This is a genomic window from Pseudorhodobacter sp. (genome assembly GCF_030452865.1).
GTDB lineage: Bacteria > Pseudomonadota > Alphaproteobacteria > Rhodobacterales > Rhodobacteraceae > Pseudorhodobacter.
This window is the reverse complement of record NZ_JAKDLJ010000001.1, coordinates 38,736-58,179: the sequence shown is the minus strand read 5'-3', so window position 1 is coordinate 58,179 and position 19,444 is coordinate 38,736. Positions and strand designations below refer to the sequence as shown.

19 protein-coding genes and 1 riboswitch are annotated in these 19,444 nt (G+C 60.4%); of the genes, 4 read left to right on the top strand and 15 right to left on the bottom strand.

From position 1 onward, the window contains the following. The 8 genes from L0H65_RS00310 to L0H65_RS00275 all read right to left on the bottom strand — a co-directional run. Positions 1–191 (bottom strand): type II toxin-antitoxin system RelE/ParE family toxin (locus L0H65_RS00310; RefSeq protein WP_301456768.1); only part of this gene is annotated, 191 nt, incomplete at its 3' end. Next, positions 191–451 carry a type II toxin-antitoxin system ParD family antitoxin gene (locus L0H65_RS00305; RefSeq protein ID WP_288997863.1) on the bottom strand — a complete coding sequence of 87 codons (261 nt, stop codon included), beginning with the start codon at positions 449–451 and terminating at the stop codon, positions 191–193. The genes L0H65_RS00305 and L0H65_RS00310, both read right to left, overlap by 1 nt. Positions 452–557: 106 nt before the next feature. Beyond that, positions 558–1,031, bottom strand: coding sequence for a hypothetical protein (locus L0H65_RS00300; RefSeq protein WP_301456767.1), 474 nt, complete (start codon positions 1,029–1,031; stop codon positions 558–560). A gap of 99 nt (positions 1,032–1,130) precedes the next feature. Beyond that, positions 1,131–3,323, bottom strand: a complete 2,193-nt coding sequence (locus L0H65_RS00295) for a ParB/RepB/Spo0J family partition protein (protein ID WP_301456766.1) — start codon at positions 3,321–3,323, stop codon at positions 1,131–1,133. A gap of 142 nt (positions 3,324–3,465) precedes the next feature. Continuing rightward, positions 3,466–4,644 carry a helix-turn-helix domain-containing protein gene (locus L0H65_RS00290; RefSeq protein ID WP_301456765.1) on the bottom strand — a complete coding sequence of 393 codons (1,179 nt, stop codon included), beginning with the start codon at positions 4,642–4,644 and terminating at the stop codon, positions 3,466–3,468. Positions 4,645–4,874: 230 nt separating this feature from the next. Continuing rightward, positions 4,875–5,831 (bottom strand): plasmid partitioning protein RepB, encoded by a 957-nt coding sequence (repB, locus tag L0H65_RS00285; RefSeq protein ID WP_045682721.1) that lies wholly within the window; start codon positions 5,829–5,831, stop codon positions 4,875–4,877. After that, positions 5,821–7,023: a plasmid partitioning protein RepA gene (gene repA / locus L0H65_RS00280; RefSeq protein ID WP_301456764.1), complete on the bottom strand. Its 1,203-nt coding sequence runs from the start codon at positions 7,021–7,023 to the stop codon at positions 5,821–5,823. The genes repB and repA overlap by 11 nt, the downstream gene beginning before the upstream one ends. Before the next feature lie 448 nt (positions 7,024–7,471). After that, positions 7,472–8,356 carry a recombinase family protein gene (locus L0H65_RS00275; protein ID WP_301456763.1) on the bottom strand — a complete coding sequence of 295 codons (885 nt, stop codon included), beginning with the start codon at positions 8,354–8,356 and terminating at the stop codon, positions 7,472–7,474. A gap of 229 nt (positions 8,357–8,585) precedes the next feature. Here L0H65_RS00275 and L0H65_RS00270 point away from each other — a divergent pair, with 229 nt between their 5' ends. Continuing rightward, complete coding sequence (locus L0H65_RS00270) at positions 8,586–9,653, top strand: hypothetical protein (protein ID WP_164738204.1); 1,068 nt, start codon at positions 8,586–8,588, stop codon at positions 9,651–9,653. 135 nt (positions 9,654–9,788) lie between these two features. On the opposite strand, the gene L0H65_RS00265 is transcribed toward L0H65_RS00270, so the two are convergent. From L0H65_RS00265 to L0H65_RS00250, 4 genes are all read right to left on the bottom strand, one after another. Then, positions 9,789–10,550, bottom strand: coding sequence for a CbtA family protein (locus L0H65_RS00265; RefSeq protein WP_301456762.1), 762 nt, complete (start codon positions 10,548–10,550; stop codon positions 9,789–9,791). A gap of 18 nt (positions 10,551–10,568) precedes the next feature. Beyond that, entirely contained in the window at positions 10,569–10,745 is a 177-nt protein-coding gene (locus L0H65_RS00260) for a CbtB-domain containing protein (protein ID WP_126976236.1), read from the bottom strand. Positions 10,746–10,779: 34 nt separating this feature from the next. Next, positions 10,780–10,996, bottom strand: a riboswitch (cobalamin riboswitch). A 17-nt stretch (positions 10,997–11,013) separates the two neighbouring features. Next, positions 11,014–11,484 (bottom strand): Cu(I)-responsive transcriptional regulator, encoded by a 471-nt coding sequence (cueR, locus tag L0H65_RS00255; protein WP_126976237.1) that lies wholly within the window; start codon positions 11,482–11,484, stop codon positions 11,014–11,016. Between the two features lie 12 nt (positions 11,485–11,496). Then, the gene (locus tag L0H65_RS00250) at positions 11,497–13,974 is read right to left on the bottom strand and encodes a heavy metal translocating P-type ATPase (protein WP_126976238.1); all 2,478 of its coding nucleotides are present in this window, start codon (positions 13,972–13,974) and stop codon (positions 11,497–11,499) included. Positions 13,975–14,144: 170 nt separating this feature from the next. Between L0H65_RS00250 and L0H65_RS00245 the strand changes: the two genes are divergently transcribed. From L0H65_RS00245 to L0H65_RS00235, 3 genes are all read left to right on the top strand, one after another. Next, entirely contained in the window at positions 14,145–14,333 is a 189-nt protein-coding gene (locus tag L0H65_RS00245) for a heavy-metal-associated domain-containing protein (protein ID WP_126976239.1), read from the top strand. 29 nt (positions 14,334–14,362) lie between these two features. Next, a complete protein-coding gene (locus L0H65_RS00240; protein ID WP_301456761.1) occupies positions 14,363–14,788 on the top strand; it encodes a DUF305 domain-containing protein in 426 nt (141 codons plus the stop codon). Between the two features lie 77 nt (positions 14,789–14,865). Then, the gene (locus tag L0H65_RS00235) at positions 14,866–16,965 is read left to right on the top strand and encodes a copper-translocating P-type ATPase (protein WP_301456760.1); all 2,100 of its coding nucleotides are present in this window, start codon (positions 14,866–14,868) and stop codon (positions 16,963–16,965) included. Between the two features lie 128 nt (positions 16,966–17,093). On the opposite strand, the gene L0H65_RS00230 is transcribed toward L0H65_RS00235, so the two are convergent. Genes L0H65_RS00230 through L0H65_RS00220 form a run of 3 tightly spaced genes read right to left on the bottom strand, consistent with a single transcriptional unit; the run spans position 17,094 to position 19,013 of the window. Further along, entirely contained in the window at positions 17,094–17,681 is a 588-nt protein-coding gene (locus tag L0H65_RS00230) for a cobalamin biosynthesis protein CobQ (RefSeq protein ID WP_301456759.1), read from the bottom strand. Between the two features lie 4 nt (positions 17,682–17,685). Next, positions 17,686–18,405, bottom strand: coding sequence for a DsbA family protein (locus tag L0H65_RS00225; RefSeq protein WP_301456758.1), 720 nt, complete (start codon positions 18,403–18,405; stop codon positions 17,686–17,688). A gap of 44 nt (positions 18,406–18,449) precedes the next feature. Next, a complete protein-coding gene (locus L0H65_RS00220; RefSeq protein WP_301456757.1) occupies positions 18,450–19,013 on the bottom strand; it encodes a L,D-transpeptidase in 564 nt (187 codons plus the stop codon). Positions 19,014–19,444 lie beyond the last annotated feature (431 nt).

Below are 19,444 nucleotides of genomic sequence, written 5' to 3'. Positions count from 1 at the left end.
GGCAGCGCAGGATCAACCAGTCGACGGCCGTCTTTGGAAGGTGCAGCACCGTCCGCCAGTGCCTGGCACTTTTCGATCAGGTCTTCAGCATAAGCGTCCGCCTGCCGCCTGCCAAAAGTTTCAACAGTCCAGACCGCGATATCTTTCAGTGCGGCCTCTGCTTGCCGCGTCAACACCCATGGTTTTGGCATCAGGATGCGGACTTTTGCGCCGTTGCAAAGACCCGCCGGATTGCTTCTTCACCCGATCCACGCGCGAAAGCCCCCTCCCGGACTTCAAGCACGCCACGTGTCAGCCGTGAGCGCAGGTCACGGAACTCGGCCTCTTCGCGCTCCAGCAAGCGCAAGCCAGCCCGCAACGCCTCGGAGGCGTTCTGGTAACGGCCCGAGGCAACCAGATCGTCGATCAGCTTTGATTGGGGTTCTGTCAGAACAACGTTTCGGGTGGCCATGCCATGATCTCCATTTAGTTGGCAATATATGCCAATGGCGCCTGTCTGTCGATAGAGGCTCGGCCAAACCGCAAGACGGCAGTGGCCGAGCCAGAAATGAATCCCCTCAGGCGGCGATACCCTCCTCCCCTGCCCCATCGTCGTCCTCAGCTCCGACGATCTCGAACCGCGCGTTGCGATAGCCCTCCTTGGCAATCCAAAGCTCGGCGGCTGCGACGGATGACGCCAGGTGCAAAAGCTCTGTACTGCCACCGAAGTCCAGAAGCACGCGAACCTGCCCCGCCTTGGGCTCCTCGACTACCTCAAAGTTGAGCTGGCTGTCGACCGAATGGCTGCGCATGATGGTAACGAGGATGACCCCTTCCGAGGAGAAGTTGCCCTCATGCAGCGTAAAGGAATCCGGAGCCGTCCAGGTCGGATAAGGCCGCGGCGGTTCCTTCTTCACCAGACGGCCAACACCGTTGGACCTTTCCCACGCCGCCAACTTTTTGGTGAAGCGTGCAGGCGGCTTTGGACTGCCGTCGGTGTAACGAATGAGCGCGCCCAAAGGCGCTGTGTCGATTATCGTGGTTGCGGACATGATTCCTCATCCTGAATGCGAGAATTCGCACTCATCATATTGATATTGTTGTGTTTTGTAGTGAATCAGGGCGGGTTTCCCCGCCCTCGGGGGCTCAGATCACTCCGCAGCCATCATTGCCGTACTTTCTACGGGCAAATCGGCCATCAGGAAGGCGGGCAAGTCGATTTCCTCGACGTTGTCCTGATCGCCCAAGACTTCTTCGCTCAAAGCCCCCTGCCCTTCTGCAGCGCCATCGCCGTCCAGAGCGGCAAGATCACTGCGCCGCAGAACCTCCGGCAACCAACCGCTGCCCTTGAGCAAGCGCTCGGCTTCCGTCGCCATCTCGCCCTTCTTCAGATGGTCGAGCATCTGCGCGGTGCCCTCCCCCTTCGCCTCACGCACCGCTTCAAGGATACGCGCCTTGGGAACCCGGTTCAGATAGGTATCCGCTGTCGGCTCCCAGCCTGCCGCCACCAAGTCGAGGTCGACGGCTTGGGCCACGATCTCGGACTGCGCCATGCGGCGGGTCAACCCGCTGGCCGAGATGCCCGCGCCGTAAGGGTTCACCTTCTCATGCAGCGCGTTGATCCCGAAGCTCAGGCAATGCGCCAGCAGAGCTAGTCGGGTGGCCTGATCGAGGGCCGAGAGATAATCCCAGAGCACGGCATCGTCGCCAAGCGGCAGATCGGCCTCCCAGGCAGCATGACGATCGTCCACTGCCTTGGCCACCGGACTGTCCTTCAGATCAGTCGCCTGTGCCGACATGTAGACGGGGCGCACAGAAGCCTCCAAGCAACTGCCCGAAGCCCCGGAACTGCGGAAGGTGTCATTGACCAACTTCATCAGCAGCAGCGTCAGGGCGACGTCGGGCGAACGCCCAATCGCCTCACGCAACGCGAGGGTGCGATGTGCGGTCAACTCCATGACCAGACGCTCCGGCAAGGCCTTCAACGCGCCGTCATCCTCATCGTCTGGAAGACCGCCATTGAACGGCTGGCCACCGGAAGTGATGACGGTGGCGGCAGATGTGCCAGCGGGAAGCTGATAGGCGGAAACACTGCGATCAGCCCCCTGCCCTTCCACACCCAGTTCATCGCCGAAGTTGGCCACGGTCTCTTCACGAGGCTCATCCTCCGGCCGGACGTAGCCGCGATGGACAGCCAGGCCACCATCGCGATCCAGCGTCACGAAGACGCCGGCGCGACCAACCTCGGCCGCATCAAAGATCAGCGGACGCTGCTCAAAGGCTTCCATGGCAGCTTCCAACTCGCCGAGCCGGGCGTCGATCTCCTCAGGGTATTCGTCCTGGCCAGAGTATTCCTCTTCCAGTGCGCGATACTCCGAAAGCAGCTTGGCGTGCTCTGCAGCTTCATCCACGCTGAGCGACGTCGGTTCACCAACCAGGCGCCGCAGACCGTGGCTATAGCCGTAGGGCAGATCGGTTGACACCTCGATCCACTTCCAACCCTCACCAGCAATTGCCTGCGCCTCGACTTGCAGCTTGTCCGCGACCAAACGGTCGAGCAGGGCAGGGTTCTCCAACCAACCGCCATCATCGCCTTGGAAGAGATCGCGCATCACAACGCCACCCGCCGCCTCATAGACATCAACACCGACAAATACCGCGCGACGATCCGAGGCCCGCACAGAGGTTTCGGTCAACATTCGACGGATCGAATAGGGCTCTTTGTTCCAGGAGTTCTTCACAGCGTCCCAGACCTGCACTTGACGCCCGTGATCGGGGTTCACCGTGAAAGCCATCAGCTGTTCCAGCGTCATGCCATCCTCGGCATAGACCTCGAGCAGGGCAGGGGCCACAGACGCAAGTTTCAACCGCTGCTTGACGATCTGCGGCGTCACGAAGAAGGCCGCCGCGATCGCCTCCTCGCCCTGACCCTTGTCGCGCAAGGCAACAAAGGCGCGAAACTGATCGAGCGGATGCAAGGCAACGCGCTGCATGTTCTCAGCCAGGGAGTCGTCCTCGGCCAGAATATCTGATGTCACATCACGCAACACACAAGGCACAGGCGCGGTCTTCGCGAGCCGCTTCTGCTTCACCAGCAACGACAGCGCCTGAAACCGCCGGCCACCAGCCGGGATCTCGAACTTGCCGGTCTCGACGCCGACGGCATCCAACACAGGCCGCACGCTGAGGCCTTGCAACAAGCCACGACGAGCGATGTCCTCGGCCAACTCTTCAATCGACACACCGGCCTTGATGCGCCGGACGTTGGACTGGCTCAGCACCAGTTTGTCAAAGGGGATGTCCCGTGAGGACGACAGGGTGATCTTCTGGGCAGCTTGGGCCATCAGGTCTTCTCCACGGCGGGCGCCGGGAGCCACTCTCCCGATCTCACTTCCCGCCACCCTCAAACCGACCATTCTCTCACTTTTGTACTGGACATAGGTGCCAACGACAGACCGGCAGGGCGGCGCGTTTCAGTTGGATGATTTATGTAGCAACGCAAAGTTGGCCATGGCCAACTCTTGTCTTGGTGCAACCGGCTAGGATCCTCGATAGGTAGCTATCAGGGCTTTTGACCTGGTCGATCTTGCAGGCCATTTGATCTGCCACCTGAATGGCTTCTGCCAGGCCAAGCAAAGACACCGCCCTACCCAAAAGAGCGCTGTCTATTCTCAGCATCTTACCAAATTCAAATAGCAGCTGTAGGAGGCCGTGTTCTGTGGTGGGGTGGTCTGGATAAAAGGCCGGGATTTCGGTCAAGCAAGCCCACAGCTCTGTCATCGAGCGCGGTAAGGTTTTTTTTGTATATGATTTTTGAGTCTCTTTGTGCCGGACATTTTGTCCGTCTGAGCCGGTCGTTTTCTTCGAGTTAGAAGACGGTGCTTGTTCTTGGCGTTGTTCGTGTTCTGGATCGTTGGCCGTGGCCAACTCTTCCAAATGCGGTACGCTTGGAGTGACTACCTTACTCTGCAGGATGCATTTAAGTCTGCTGATGACGCTGCTTGCCTGAAGTAAAGTTACTCCGGTTCGACGCATAAAGTTGCGGGCAGCTTCGACGAACTCTAAGGCCTCGCCTTGCAGGCAAAGGGTGAGGCATTCACCGCGCAGTTTTTGGATGTAGGCTTTCATGCCTCGAAGTTCGTCGGCTTCCTGACGATGTTTCTGAGACAGTGCAAGGATTTCGCCAGACCGTGCGAGCAGGGGCGATAAGTCGATGCCGAACGCGCCGATGACTTTACCGTTGCGCATAATTGGGAATCGTTTGCCGTTGGAACTGTCACGCCGTTGGATCAGATTTGCAGCTTCAAGTTTCTCAAGGTGCCGCCGAAGTTGCCTGTCCGTTATGCCTTTCGCGCGAAAACATAAAGTGTCGTTGCAAGCGAACACGGTCAGCAGGGTGAGTGGCGTGATTGGGCTGTCATTCCCGGTTTTCGGATCGTTGCAGGGAAGGCAGCTCAAGAGTGCGTCAAGCACAACGACTGAAGACGGTCGCAAGCCGAGTGCGCGACTTGTGGTGTTGACGGCCGCCATGAGCGCGCGCCGGGTTACAGGTGCGAAGTTTGGCTGCTGTTCGATCGTGCCAATACCGGCGAAAGAATCGAAGATTGAAGGCGCACAACTCAACTGTGCCTCGACCTCGATGGTCGTGACTGCTTCTTGTTCCATCTGTTTTCAGACAGCAAAAGGATACCGGTCACCGAAATCGGTGTTGCAGTGATTCGATTTTTTGGGTACCAATAGATTGCGAGTAAATCGGGACCCTCTGGAGTGCTTCACCGCCTTCGGGGGGTTTCTTTTTGCGCTACGTCTGCCTCCTTTTTGATTGTTTCTTGTCTGTTTGATCAGGGTTGACCATGGCCAACCCTATAAAAATCAATCACTTAACCGTTTTGGCTTCATGATTTTTCTTTCCACTCCTTGTAGAGGCGCTCAAGCTGTGCCTCCACGAAGTTGATGAACCCGCGCTCCTTTTTGTCGGAAACCTCGATCAAGAGACGCTGGCCTTTGGACCTGAAAGCCACCGAAGTTGCGGGCATTTGTTTGAGGGGGGCAGGAGAGGGGCCCTTGGCGGCAGACTCCGCTGCGTTCTGCTGTGCATCCGCGACCTTCTGCAGCGCATCGATGACAGCGCTGAGCTTCTCGGCCGCAGTGCCTTCTTCAGGAACAAGCAAGAGGACAGAGCTGTCTGAAGGGGCGTTTTCCGTTTTGACCAGACGACGCAGTTCCAGCCATGGGCGCCGGCCTGCTTCATGCGCGGCGCCAATTTTGTAGATCACTGCGTCGGGCACGTCTCGGGCAACGCCAATCAGCTTGCTTAGCGTTCCCTTGTCGACAGCTAGCACATCGCCGATCTCGGCCCGGGTAAAGCCCTGGTCCTCCAGCTTGGTGGCGAAGATGGCTTGTTCGATGAAGCTGCGCTCTAGGCGCGCAGAGTTTTCCAGGGCCTGCGAGACAAGCGCCTCGCGGTGGTCCATTTCCTTGACATAAGCCTTGACCTTGATCCCAAGCACTCGGCACGCGGCAATTCTGCGGCGTCCGTAAACCACCTCATAGCGAGGGCCAGGGCCGCGGCGATAGCGGAGCAGTGCAGGGAGCTGTTGTCCTGATGTCCTGATGGACTCGATCAGATCATCGAGCCCTTCTGATACGTCAAAACGATCCGCGATTTCAGAATCGCCGATCTCATTGACATCCACGTCCTGGGCTGCCTGTGCCGAGACCTGAGAAAGGACGTCTGACATGCTCTTCAGGGAACGAGGCGAGCTTTCGTCCACCTTCGACCCGGCCTCGGCAGCAATTAAAGGCTTTGAGCCCATTTGTGCTAGGCTCTTGGCAAGAAGATCACGCTTCATTTGTGCCCCCTCGACCCCATGCTGACTGGATCATCTTCTCAATGTCATTTGAAAAGCTCATCACCGACTCTAGGGCTCGCTCATAAGTCTTTCGGTTCTTGGTCGTAGCGAGGTCCACTTCGAAGATTGTCTTCTGCGAAAGGCCAGCCTCGCTAACCGCCGAAGACTTCACGAAGGGCGTCTTGATCACACTGTCGCCTAGCAATTGCTTGAGCCATTCAGACAAGTCCTGCTGCGTGCTGATAGCGGTGTCGAAGCGCGTCAGGAGGTAGGCGAAATTGTCATACGCGCCGATGCCACCGTTCGAGTACAGGACTTCCAAAACGCCCGACGCCATCGTCAGGAACTGGCTGGCCGAGGCCAGGTCGACACGCTCAGGGATGATGGTCATGAGAAGCGACGTCGATGCACAGACCGCTGCCATCGTCAGATAGCCAAGCTGAGGCGGGCAGTCGATTAAAACGATGTCATAATCGTCTTCAACCTGTCGTAGCGAGTCGCGGATCCGATTGAAGAAGACGGGTTGTTCGCCACGGCTCAGCGCGGTTGGAGTTTCGGTTTCGAATTCCGAAAGCATGATCCCACCGGGCACTAGATCCAGGTTCGGGAAGTAGGTCTTGCGCAAAACGTCCACGATTGGCACCCGGGACGTTTCGCCATCGTTGTAGCGAATTGCATCATACAGCGTGCCGCCGTGGCGGAAGTCGATCTCTGGCTGGTATCCAAAGAAGGTCGTCAGCGAGGCCTGAGGGTCTGCATCCACCAAACACACACGGTATCCACGCAGGGCGAGCCGCATCCCGAGAGTCACGGTGGTCGTAGTTTTGCTGGATCCGCCCTTGAAGTTGACGGTTGACCAGATTTGAAGCTTGTCACCATGTCGCCGACCGGGAAGGAACTGAAACGGATCCTTTGCATTCTGAGCCAGAATGTTGCGGATCTGGAGGATGTTCTCGGCGGAATAAAGGCGCTTGTTACCCGGTCCCTGTTCGACTTCTGGAATTCTGCCGTCGAAATGCGCCTTGCGCAGATAGCCGTCGCTCACCCGCAACAACTCTCCGACCTCTGCGCTTGTGAAGGCGCGGAGTGTCTTTTCTTCCTTCGGTGCCAGAAAAAGCTTCGACATATGTTCAAGGGCTTCAGAAAGCCGCTCTGCGTCTGCCTTGAGCTTGTCATGCAACACTTGGTGCATCATCATTCGCCTGTCTCGAGACATCTCTTAAGCGTTACCCGTGATCTGCAGTCGATCGGTGCCAGCAGGAACGCAGTGGACGTCGTTTTCTTAGTTTTCGCGTTACAGATATGACGCCCGTCGGGAAGAAACTCAAGGCAAATCTTGTGCAGCTATCTTGTGTTTTCTGCCGACCATGGCACCATATGATGCGAAAAGGCTAAAGTGACCTGTTAAAGGTTGGGCGTAGGATATTGTAAAGATTACAGAAAATGTTGTGAGACTTATCCACAGGACCCGACGCCCTCGAGCCCACGCGTGATGCTTGGAAAATCTCTGACAAGGCTCAGTAACGCTGCAGCATACCTGACCAGGGCGATCGTGTTCGCGTGAGCATCGCAAGCGATTCTTCGTCTGAGCCTGTCGGTAGAATGCCTTTTGGCCTAATGGCACCGAAAAGCGTTACCTACTATAACAGTCCCAACTTCTTCGCCCGCTCCAAGATCATCTTGACCGATGACGGCTCCCACTTGCTGCGGCCCCTAGGTGTCCGTTCGCGCATGGTCTCTAGCCGGTCGCAGATGGCTTGAAGAGTCATCTTCGGATCTGCGCCTTTGATGCCCGCGACGATGGCGGGCAGGCGATCATCCTTGTCGGACGCGGAGGCGCGGGAAAGGATGGTGTCCGGCAGCAGGCCTTCGCGGACGAAGCTTTTGGCAGCACGGATCAGGCGGGGCAGGGACCATGGCTGCGCCTCGCTCGGCAGACCTGAATTGACGATGCGCAGCACGTCTTCCCAAGGCAGGCCCGGTCTCAGACGGCGCACTTCCGGCACCCAATGTTCAGCACTGGCATTAAGCTTCTGGAAATGGCTTTCCACTCGCGCGGCTCTTGCCTTACGGATTGCCACGGGATCGCCCGACTTTAGCCCTGGGTTGCCGCCAACCCGCCCTGCCGCCTTCGCAGATCGCAGCCCGGCCTTGGTGCGCTCGCGTATCAGTGCCCGTTCAAACTCGGCGGCTGCGCCCAGGACCTGCAGGGTAAACTTGCCCTGCGGCGACGCCGTGTCGATCGGATCCTGCAAGGACCGGAAATGCGCACCTCTTGCCTCCAGCCGCGCGATGATTTCCAAGAGGTGAGAAAGCGAGCGGGCAAGGCGGTCGATCCGAACCACGACAAGTGTATCGCCAACGCGCAGTTGATCCAGCACACGCGCCAGAACAGGCCTGGTGCGACTGCCGCCCGAGGCTTGCTCTTCGACAATTTCCACGCAGCCTGCGGAGCGCAACTCCAGAACTTGGGGCAGGGCGGTTTGATCTTCGGTGGAAATACGCGCGTATCCGATGAGTGGCACGGGGCAGGGGGCCTCTTTGCAATTGCGGATGTCAGGAGTAAACGACCGTTTGTAAACGGATGCAAGGGCGCTCTCTATTGCTGAGGTCAGCGAAATGCCCTTGGTTTCCTAGGGCTGCGCGCGATCAGAGAGATCTCGCAGGCATTCGCGCGCGCGTGCCATATAAGGAGTGCAGACGCACCCCAAGAAAACCCTTGGGTAAAGTGCAAAACGTGCGTATTTTGCACATATGAAGCCTCAAGCATCTGCTCTACATGATAGTTTTGATGACCCTCTGACCGGGGTGGAAGAGGCCGAGGAGAGATCGGAAGACGATTTGTGGTTCCTGCCCGGTCCGATCGAAGACGAGCCCGACGATCTGCCGCCCGGCCCCAGAGCCGAACCCCGCGCGACGGCGGTTCTTGATGACTGGCGGAAGGCCGAGGCGGGTCATGCCGCGCGGCTCGCCCGCGTCGCGGGGCGGATTGGCGCTCTGGACGAACGATTGAAGCGTGGGCCTGAGGGCTGGCGCCACAGGCTCGCCCTGATCGAAGCAGCCGACCTAAGCTGGTTCGCAGGCGACCGCATCGGGCCGGATCGACTGGCGCTCTGGATCGCCCTGCGCCTGTCTGGAGTTCAAGACGACACGGCCGCCTTGGCACGCGTCGGATGGGCGGTGCGACGCCTGACGGGAGGGCCAAGGCCGGAGGTGGACCTGGCCGCTTTTGTGGATCGCCGTGACCCTGAAAACTTGGCGAATGAGGCGGAGTCCTTCGCGGATCGTGCGGGGGGTTGGCTGGACGTGATGGCGCAAGCTGCTGATCTCCACCCGATCAGCCGCGCCTGCATGGGGTTCCACCTTTGGAGTTTGGCGGGTCTCGGGCAGCACGGAGACCGTGTGGAAGCGGCTGTAACGGCCGCGCGGATTGCGACCAGCGAGGGCAGGGGAGCGATATTTGTCCCTCTCGCCATGGGCGGGGCAGGGGGGCTGCGCGCCGGTGGTACAGCCGCTGACCGACTGGTGCGATGGTTCGACGGGATGGAGTCGGCAAGCCGGACCGCGATGCGGCACCTCGACGACATCGAGGCTTGGTCAGCGCGGTCCGAAACCGAGATGGCCACGCTCTCGGGCAGGACACCCCCAGCCTTGCGCGCGGTGCTGACCGAATGGCCTCTTGTATCCGCCCCAATGGCTGAGGTGCTGACCGGCGCCAGCCGCGCCGCCGTCCAGCGCAACCTCGCCTGGATGGAGACGCGGGGTCTAATCCGCGAGGTGACGGGGCAGGGGCGGTATCGGATGTGGCGCGCTGCGAATTGACAGCCCTTCACAGGCGTGGGGTGTCAGCCGTCCGGAAAAAAGTTGTCCTCAACATGCATCGTGCGGTTCAGGATGTGAAGGACGATGATCGGATCACCGCAAGACTGGAGCGCATGCGTCGTTCCGACTGCTCTGTCAACGGGTATCAACAGCTTCTGCGACAGCAGTAGGTTGCTCCCGCCCGTCTTCCGGCATCAATCTGAAGAGAAGGGATGCGAGAGCAAGCCAACCGATCAGGCTCAGGCCGAGTACCCGGGCACTGTAGAGCGCGGCCAAATCCGGAGGAATGACCGGGACGGAAGCAGGTGGCTGCGGTGCCCCGAGAAGGTGGGGGGCCACCATCAAGGCAAGCCCTGCGAGACGCCCAGGCCAGGACTTGACCCCACTGGCGAGGAAAAGCCCCGCCACCGTCGCCGTCGCCGCCGCCGACATGACCCACCACATTTGCCTGTCCGACAGATCAGCGGCCAGCATGCCTGGCAACTCCGGTGGCAGTCCCAAGCTGGGTGACAGGGCGAAAGCAGCGAAGCCGGAAAGGGCGAGCGCGGGTGCAGAAATGCTGTGTGGACCCCACAGGGCACGGTGTGTTGCAAGAGCAGCTCCCGCGACCAGGCCAAAGCCTGACCAGGTCAAGACCAAAGTCAGGACCGTCAGGCCGTTTCGCACGACGATACCAACCTCTTCGTCAGCGTCGTCGGCATCGTGCGCAGGCAGGACAGGATCGCCACTCGATCCCGAGGGGTCATCTTGCGCCACCCCCATCAGGACAAGTTCGCCGGTCTCGTATCGCTCGGCTTCGATGATGAGTGGCTGGATCAGAAAAAACTGCAGAAAGGCAACCGCGAGACCTGTAATAGCACCCGCAATCACCCCGCCGGACAACAGGGATCTCGTCATGTCAGCGAACTCGATCTGTCAGTGGCAGGGAAAGCCAGTGGCGTGGCGGGTATCATGTGTTGCGGCATGCAGCGCATCTGAAGAGGCAAAACCTGCCGCAAAGATGAGAAACGTACCAAGGACAGCACTGGTCAGGATGGGCCGAACCAGACCTGCGTGCTGTACGGACGCGGTGGAAAGAGTGGTGGCAGACATGATGTTTCTCCGCCCGTCACACCCGACGGGATTGGGGTTAAGCCTCCTGTCTGGCCGGTCTCCTGGCTCACGGTCACTGCAACCCTTCGCCTTCCCGGGCAGTTGCCCAGTGGCATATCGAAGGGCCACTACCGCATACAGTCGCGGGGGCGGCTGAGGCGTCGGGTGCCGCTATTGGGTCCACCCTTCCTCATTCCCGATTGAGTTCGGGGACTCTGCATCCCATGAACACCAAACAAGATCACGATCATGCGCAGGCCGTAGAATGTCAATGCGCTTGAAGCCCGGCAGCCTTTTCGGAGCGGGACGCGGGAGTTCGTTCATCCTGGCCACCATTACTGCCTTGATCGGGGCCATTCACGAGGTCTGCTAGGATCGGACAGTCCGGGCGGTGATCGCCGCAGCACGCATCCGCCAGATGGCGAAGCGTGTCCATCATTGCCTGCATTTCACGAATTCGAACTTCAAGACCGGCGATCTGCTCAAGCGCAATCTGTTTCACATCGGCGCTCTGCCGTGAACGATCCTGCCAGAGCGCCAGCAACTCCTCGATCTTCTCGACGGAGAAGCCCAGATCCCGCGCCCTTCGGATGAAGCGCAGAAGCTGAACATCGGTCATCGTATAGACGCGATATCCTGCAACCGTCCTTCCTGCTGCCGGAATGAGTCCGATCGACTCATAGTAGCGGATCATTTTGGCAGAAACGCCCGAAGATTTTGAAGCTTCACCGATGTTCATCTCAGGTCCTCCTTACACGGCGATTGAAGGTGCAAAGCGCCGCAGTCGCAGAGCGTTGCCAAGGACGAAGACCGACGATAGCGCCATCGCGGCGGCGGCGAAGATCGGCGACAGCAGGATTCCGAAGGCGGGCCAGAGCGCGCCTGCCGCAACCGGGATCAGCAGGGCGTTGTAGATGAAGGCCCAGAACAGGTTCTGGCGGATGTTGCGCATGGTGGCCTTGGACAGCGCGATGGCATCCGAAACCGCAGTCAGCCTGCCCGACATCAGTACGACGTCCGCCGCCTCGATGGCAATGTCGGTGCCGGTGCCGACGGCAAGGCCCACATCCGCTTCGGCCAGGGCGGGAGCATCGTTGATCCCGTCGCCGACATAGGCCAGCGGCCCCAACGCCTTCAGACGTTTCACAGCAGCGACCTTGCCGTCGGGCAGCACCTCGGCCGCAACTTCGTCGATGCCAAGCTGGCGGGCGATGGCGTTCGCCGTGCGGCCATTGTCGCCGGTGATCATGGCAACCTTCAGCCCCAGCAGGTGCAATGCCCGGATCGCCTGCGGCGTGGTTTCCTTGATCGGGTCCGCAACGGCGATGATCGCGGCAAGCTTGCCGTCGATGGCGGCATAGAGCGGTGACTTGCCCTCGTCGCCGAGCCGGGTCGCGGTATCGCCGAAGCCCGAGACATCGAGGCCGAGCTTGACCATGTAGCGGTCGGCGCCGACGTCGACCCGCTGTCCGCCCGCCGCCGCCGTCACACCGAAACCGGTGACGGAATCGAAGGCAGTGACCTCGGGAAGGATCAGGCCCTCGGCTTCGGCCGCGGCGACGATGGCGCGGGCGATCGGATGCTCGGACTTCGCTTCGACAGCCGCCACCACTGCCAGCACTGCGGCCCGGTCGAAGCCCGGCGCCAGCGCCATGTCGGTCAGGCGCGGCTTGCCCTCGGTCAGGGTACCGGTCTTGTCGAACGCGACCACCTTGACGCTCTGCAAGGCTTGGAGGGCCTCACCCTTGCGGAAGAGCACGCCCATTTCGGCACCACGCCCGGTGCCGACCATGATCGACGTTGGTGTGGCCAAACCCATGGCGCAGGGGCAGGCAATGATGAGGACGGCGACGGCGTTGACCAGGCCAAAGGTCAGGGCCGGATCAGGCCCGAAGATCAGCCAGACGGCGAAAGTCAGGACGGCAAGCGCCATGACGACGGGAACGAACCACATCGTCACGCGGTCGACCAACGCCTGGATCGGCAGCTTGCCGCCTTGCGCGGCTTCGACCATGCGGATGATCTGAGCCAACATCGTAGCCTCGCCCACCGCCGTCGCCCGGAAACTGAAGGCGCCGGTCTGGTTTACTGTGCCGCCGGTCACGGTGCTGCCCGGTGCCTTCTCGACCGGCACGGGCTCGCCAGAGATCATGCTTTCGTCGATCCAGCTTGCGCCCGTCGTCACCTCGCCGTCGACCGGCACCCGCTCGCCCGGGCGGACCTCGACGACATCGCCCGGGCGGACTTCGGCGACCGGCACTTCGACCAGGCCGCCATTGCGAAGGACACGGGCGGTCTTGGCCTGAAGTCCGACCAGCCGCTTGATTGCCTCTGAGGTCCGGCCTTTTGCGCGAGCTTCAAGCAGACGACCAAGGAGGATCAATGTGACGATGACTGCCGCCGCCTCGAAATAGACATTCTGGGTGCCTGGGGGAAGGATTCCGGGGGCAAAGGTTGCCACGAGGGAATAGCCGAAGGCAGCCAACGTTCCGACCGCGACTAGGCTGTTCATATCAGGCGCCAGACGCGCCAAGGCCGGAAACCCCTTGCGGTAAAACCTGAGGCCAGGGCCAAGGAGGACCACGGTCGTCAAGGCGAACTGAATGTACCAGCTGTTCTGCATGCCAATGCTGTTCATCACCGCCATGTGGACCCACATGAACAGATGCGATCCCATCTCGAGGACAAAAACCGGCAGAGTCAGAGCCGCAGCAAAAAGCACATCGCGCCTCAATGCGGCTTCCTCGGCCGTTTTCTTCGCGGCGGACTCTTCTGACATGATGGCGGTTTCGGTCGCTGCCCGTGCCACGTAACCCGCATCCGCGATTGCGCCGATCAGGGAGGCAAGATCCGCCGTTCCGGTGGCCGTGGCGCGTTCCGTGGCCAGATTGACATTGGCTGCGGTCACACCGGGTACCGTTTTCAAGGCCCGCTCCACCCGTGCGACGCAGGAGGCGCAGGTCATCCCCTCGATGATGAGATCGATCGGGCGCGTTGGCACATCATAGCCCGCGTCCTCGATTGCCTTGACCAGAGCCGACCGGTCGAGGTCTGGCCCGATGATTTCTGCCCGTTCCGTCGCGAGGTTGACGGCTGCGGTTTTTACCCCGGAGACCGCCTGCAGTGCGCGCTCAACGCGCCCGACACATGATGCGCAGGTCATGCCCTCGACGTCGATCACGATCCGGCCGAGGTCTGCCGTGGCGTTCTGAGGGGCTTGTATGTTCATCGCGGCACTCCAGTGGCGAGTTACTCCGCTGACTGAGATAAGGCTTCCCATGATGGTAAGGTCAAGCCCTGATTTCAATTTGTCTGTTCACGGATTTGTTCCCTTGACCTTACAACGGTGGGAAGGCCCATATCGAGTTGCATGAGGCGATTGTCCAAAAGGAGACACTCATGCAGTTCCATATCGAGAACATGACCTGCGGCGGCTGCGCACGCAGTGTGACCAAGGCGATCCAGGCGGTGGACCCCACCGCTAAGGTGAGCGCAGATCCGGCCTCGCACAAGGTCGAAGTGAAATCAGCGGCTTCTCGCGACCGATTGGTCGCTGCGCTGACTGAGGTCGGCTACGCGCCTGCCTGACAAAACATAACCATCGAAGGAAAATCTGAATGAACAAACGTACTCTCGCGCTGTCTATTGTGGCTGTTGCTGTTGTCGGCGGGATCGCATTTGCCCAGCAAACCATGCAAGGCATGGACCACTCCAACATGGGTGGCATGGGCATGGGGGATATGGGCATGATGAGCCATGCGACCCTGATACCCCCGGAACTCGCCAATGACCCGGCTACCGTCGCCAGCGCTGCCGCGATGGACAAGATGATGGCCGACATGATGGTCCCCTATACCGGCGACCCGGATATCGATTTCGCCCGGGGCATGATCCCGCACCACCAGGCCGCCATCGACATGGCGAAGATCCAGCTAGAATTCGGCACGGATCCCGGGATGCGCGAGCTGGCTGAAGCGATCATCGCGGCGCAGGAATCCGAGATCGCCACGCTCAAGGCCTTTCTCGCCACCAAGGGCTTGTAAGCCCGGGATGATCTTAGGCGGCGCGGTCGGGATCGGCCGCGCCGCGTGCGATACGAGACGCAAAGGAGTTCGGTTTGATGGCCAGTAACGCGCAGAAACCGGACATCCACCCGCCGATGGCCGGAATGGACCATGCCGGGATGGGCCATGGTGCTAAGCCCGCCGTTGATCACACCGCGATGGGGCATGCGCCACAGGGGGGTAGTGCACACGCAGGACATGGCGACATGGTGGCCGATTTCCGCCGCCGGTTCTGGGTATGCCTCGTCTTGACTGTCCCAGTCTTGGTGCTGTCGCCGATGGTGCGGGACTTTACGGGGCAAGGGATGGCACCCCTGTTTGCTGGCGAAGAGTGGGTCGCGCTGGCCCTGTCTTCGATCATCTATTTCTGGGGCGGCTGGCCCTTCCTGAAAGGGGCACTTCCGGAAATCCGCAGTGGTCGTCCGGGCATGATGACGCTGGTCGCGCTTGCCATCTCTACAGCCTATTTCTACTCGGCTGCCGTCACGCTGGGACTGCCCGGCGGAGAGCCGTTCTATTGGGAACTGGCCACGCTCGTCACGATCATGCTTTTGGGCCATTGGCTTGAAATGCGGTCCGTCCTCGGCGCTTCTCGCGCTTTGGAGGAACTGGTCCGCCTGCTGCCCGATACCGCACTGCGCGTTACCGCGGACGGTGGAACGGAGGACGTGCCCGTCGCGGCCTTGATCGCCGGCGACCGGGTCGTGATCCGCCCCGGTGCGAAGGTGCCGGTCGATGGAAAGATCATCGAAGGCACATCATCCTTCAACGAGGCCATGCTGACCGGGGAATCGAAACCTGTCACGCGGTCTGCGGGCGAGGTTGTCATCGGCGGTGCGGTAAATGGCGAAGGTGCCGTTACCATCGAGGTGAAGGCGACGGGCGAGGCAACCTACCTGTCGCAGGTCATCGCCATGGTGAAAGTGGCGCAGGACAGCCGCTCGCGTACACAGGATCTGGCCTCGCGCGCAGCGACTGTCCTGACTTGGATTGCCATCACCGTCGGCCTCGGATCGTTCGGTTACTGGTATGCGGTCGGAGCGGGGGCGACCTTTGCGCTTGAGCGGATGGTGACAGTCATGGTCATCGCGTGTCCGCATGCGCTTGGCCTTGCCGTGCCGCTTGTCGTGGCCGTCTCGACATCGCTGGCAGCGCGCAATGGACTGCTGATTCGCGACCGTGCCGCTTTTGAGCGTGCGCGGGATCTGAATGCCGTGGTCTTTGACAAGACCGGCACGCTGACTGAAGGCAGATTCGGCGTGAGCGATCTGGTGTTGCTGCAAGATGGCGACGAGACGACCGCCTTGCGTTTGGCGGCATCGGTTGAAAGCCAGTCGCAGCATCCTATCGCCACGGGAATTGTCGCCGCAGCAAAGGCCCGTGGCATTGAATATCCGGCCCCGGAAGGCTTGCAGAGTATCACGGGTGCGGGCGTCAGGGCGCGCGTGGACGGGCGGGAAATCGCGATTGTCAGCCCCGGTCATCTCCGGCGGCAGGACAGGCCTGTAACCGACCCCCGCCTTGCTCTGCTGGAGGAGGCAGGCAAGACAGTCGTGGTGCTGGAGGTGGGCGGCCAGCCCTATGCGCTGCTGGCCCTGGCCGACATCGTGCGCGCGGAATCGCGTGATGTCGTGGCGCGTCTCAAGGCCAGGGGTGTCCGGTCAATCATGATGACGGGAGACGCAGAGGGTGTCGCGAAGTCAGTCGCCGCAGAACTCGGCCTCGATGAATACTTTGCCCAGGTCCTGCCGGATCAGAAGGCTGCCCGTGTGAAGCAGCTGCGAGCCCGGGGTCTGAAGGTTGCAATGGTCGGTGACGGCGTAAATGACGCGCCAGCGCTCGTCGAAGCCGATCTTGGGATTGCCATTGGTGCGGGAACGGATGTCGCCGTGGAATCCGCCGACGTGGTCCTGGTGCGTTCTGACCCACGGGATGTGGAGGCCATTCTTGGCCTGTCTCGAGCGACATATTCGAAGATGGTGCAAAACCTGATCTGGGCGACCGGATACAACGCATTTGCCATTCCAATGGCTGCTGGCATCACGTTCGGCACCGGCTTCCTGATGACACCCGCAGTCGGCGCCGTATTCATGTCGGCATCGACCATTATTGTAGCGATCAATGCACAACTCCTGCGGCGATACAGATCGAGCTAAGAAGACATTGAGCGCTTGGGACGACCAAGCGGGCTTTTCGGTAAGCTGTGAGGGGCGGCGCGATCAATCCAGAATGGCCATTCAAGCCATGCCGAGCGGGAACCTGGAGCAGGCTGCGTTGCGCTCTTTCAGCCCATGCCGTGAAGTCCGTGGAAGCCGCCTGTGACAATCACGGGTACGACGAACACAGCGGCCAAAATGACGATCACGACGCGCTGCCAGAGTTTTCGGTGCCGCCAGCAGAGAAAGACAGTGGCGAACAGAACCAGCCCAAGTTCCACCACGCCGATGATACCGCCGTAATAGTTCGGGTCCCAGTAGCTGACCGGACTGCGGAATACCCAGTCCGACACGGGCCAGAATTGGCGGCGGGCATCGTCACGATGGGTGACGAAGTCGGTGGCCGCATGCAAAAAGCCTGCTCCTGCAAAGGCGGTGAGAATGAGGTGACGTCGCCAGTGTCCAAGAGCAAGAAGCAGCCCCCAGACGAAAAAGCTGTGATCGACGGCAAAGACGGCCTGCCATGAGTCCGAGTAGAAGAGGCTTCCGAAGACTTCATGCTGGGGAATTCCAGCCAGGCGGGTCGACCAAAGCACCAGCGCAAACATCGGAACATCAGGGGCGAGGCCGCCCAGCATGGCCGCTACCAGAGTGGTCGGCACGACGGCACGCGCAAAGACTACAGCCCCGATCAACATATGGGTTGGTGTGTTCATCGTATCAACAGGCCGGAATTGGTTCGGCCTTCTCCTCTTGCGCAATCTGCCGAAGGAGTGAGAGGGGAACCGCACCGCTGAGCACGGTCCGTCCGATCACCAGACCTGGGGTACCGATGAACCCGAAGAGATCGGCAAGTGCGCGTGTTCGGTCGAGCTCAGCCTGAACCCCGGCGGAGGACATGTCGATCAAGAGCTGCTCGACATCCAGATCAAGGGTCTCCGCAACACGCCTTACCGAGGCCTCTTCGGCAACCATCGGTGTCCGCATGAAGCGGCGGCGAAGCTCCTGTTGCTTGCCCTGACGTGCGGCGGCAACAGATGCCCGGGCGGCCAGTTCAGACGGCGGCCCGAAGATTGGAAGTTCGTGTTGCACGAGCCGGTACGCAGCCGGATCTTCGGCCAGCAGGGTCTCAAGATCCCGCTCGAGTGCACGGCAGAAGGGGCAACGAAACTCACTGAAGTAGGCGATCGGAACCACAGCATCCGGGGAGTTATTTCCGAACAGGGCTGGGCATGGGTCAGTGCGCAGGGTCTCCATGCGCGCCCTGCGTGCTCCCGCATCAGGTAGTGGCCCATCGAGACCGACAAGGGCGATGTTTGCCGTGGAGGTCTGACCGGCCAGCTCCAGTCGACGAAATGGCGGCACACCCTCGATGTCGACATAGGAGAGCCCGCGTCCGCCAAGCCGGTCCCAAGGCAAGGCCCGCAGTCCATAGATCAAGGCTATGATTCCCCCCACTACAAAGAGATCACGACGGCGGATCGTCACAGGACTGTCACTGGTGTTCCGACGGGTACGTGCTCGTAGAGTTGGATCACATGGTCGTTCAGCATCCTGATGCAGCCGTTCGACACTGATTGTCCAATCGACCAGGGCTCTGTCGTGCCGTGAATCCGGTAGTAGGTGTCGCGCCCATCGCGGTAGAGGTAGAGGGCTCGGGCGCCCAGTGGGTTGCCCGGACCGCCCGGCACCCCTTCGGCGAATTGGGCATAGCGATCGGGATTCCGGCGGATCATGTCGTTTGTCGGGCGCCATGACGGCCATTCGGCCTTGCGTTCGATGATTGCCGAACCCTTGAATGCCAGACCGGCCTTGCCGACGCCGACACCGTACCTGACGGCCCGCTCGGAATCGAAAACATAATAGAGAAAGAAGCTTCGCGGGAAGACGAGGATCTGACCGGGGGCATGTTGCTCTCGGACTCGGACCTCGCGAGGTTGAAATTCGTCGGCCAAAACAAAGGGTTCTTCGGTATGGGCACGAAGGACAGTTGGCATCGACAGGGCTGCGGCGGCTACGCCGGTGAGAAAGTTTCGACGGAAAATCATGCGGACTCCTGAGGGGAACGTGAAGGACGAGGGTTCACTCAGAGAAAGGTTCGCGGAGGAGGACGTTGGGGGGCAAAGGCTCGGCTCGAAGCTGAGACCGGCGTGATCACGAACTGCGCTGGCTTGGCAGACGGTGCCACCTCGAAAAATGACAAGGTGGCAGTTGCAACAAGCTGGCAGGAGGCATGGCCTGAGCCGTCGCTGCAAAGGGCCTCCTGGTCCACAGCTGCGGTTTGAGCATGATCGACATGCGCGCCGTGGGATGAGTGATCAGGAAGCGCCGCCCAGAGAAGGGCGACGAGCAAGCACAGACCACACAGAATGTTCGCGAGCTTACGCATGGGAGCAGAATAGCGCTCTTGGTGTATGGGAGAGGTGTTCACATCGAAGTGAGCAGAGAATTTCCAAACAAAATCGGCGAAAGCGTCACG

Excerpts from the sequence above, each read along its gene's own strand:
- L0H65_RS00305 (WP_288997863.1), bottom strand. The coding sequence starts at position 451 with ATGGCCACCCGAAACGTTGTTCTGACAGAACCCCAATCAAAGCTGATC.
- L0H65_RS00300 (WP_301456767.1), bottom strand. The coding sequence starts at position 1,031 with ATGTCCGCAACCACGATAATCGACACAGCGCCTTTGGGCGCGCTCATT.
- L0H65_RS00295 (WP_301456766.1), bottom strand. The coding sequence starts at position 3,323 with ATGGCCCAAGCTGCCCAGAAGATCACCCTGTCGTCCTCACGGGACATC.
- L0H65_RS00290 (WP_301456765.1), bottom strand. The coding sequence starts at position 4,644 with ATGGAACAAGAAGCAGTCACGACCATCGAGGTCGAGGCACAGTTGAGT.
- repB (WP_045682721.1), bottom strand. The coding sequence starts at position 5,831 with ATGAAGCGTGATCTTCTTGCCAAGAGCCTAGCACAAATGGGCTCAAAG.
- repA (WP_301456764.1), bottom strand. The coding sequence starts at position 7,023 with ATGCACCAAGTGTTGCATGACAAGCTCAAGGCAGACGCAGAGCGGCTT.
- L0H65_RS00270 (WP_164738204.1), top strand. The coding sequence starts at position 8,586 with ATGAAGCCTCAAGCATCTGCTCTACATGATAGTTTTGATGACCCTCTG.
- L0H65_RS00265 (WP_301456762.1), bottom strand. The coding sequence starts at position 10,550 with ATGACGAGATCCCTGTTGTCCGGCGGGGTGATTGCGGGTGCTATTACA.
- L0H65_RS00260 (WP_126976236.1), bottom strand. The coding sequence starts at position 10,745 with ATGTCTGCCACCACTCTTTCCACCGCGTCCGTACAGCACGCAGGTCTG.
- cueR (WP_126976237.1), bottom strand. The coding sequence starts at position 11,484 with ATGAACATCGGTGAAGCTTCAAAATCTTCGGGCGTTTCTGCCAAAATG.
- L0H65_RS00250 (WP_126976238.1), bottom strand. The coding sequence starts at position 13,974 with ATGAACATACAAGCCCCTCAGAACGCCACGGCAGACCTCGGCCGGATC.
- L0H65_RS00245 (WP_126976239.1), top strand. The coding sequence starts at position 14,145 with ATGCAGTTCCATATCGAGAACATGACCTGCGGCGGCTGCGCACGCAGT.
- L0H65_RS00240 (WP_301456761.1), top strand. The coding sequence starts at position 14,363 with ATGAACAAACGTACTCTCGCGCTGTCTATTGTGGCTGTTGCTGTTGTC.
- L0H65_RS00235 (WP_301456760.1), top strand. The coding sequence starts at position 14,866 with ATGGCCAGTAACGCGCAGAAACCGGACATCCACCCGCCGATGGCCGGA.
- L0H65_RS00230 (WP_301456759.1), bottom strand. The coding sequence starts at position 17,681 with ATGAACACACCAACCCATATGTTGATCGGGGCTGTAGTCTTTGCGCGT.
- L0H65_RS00220 (WP_301456757.1), bottom strand. The coding sequence starts at position 19,013 with ATGATTTTCCGTCGAAACTTTCTCACCGGCGTAGCCGCCGCAGCCCTG.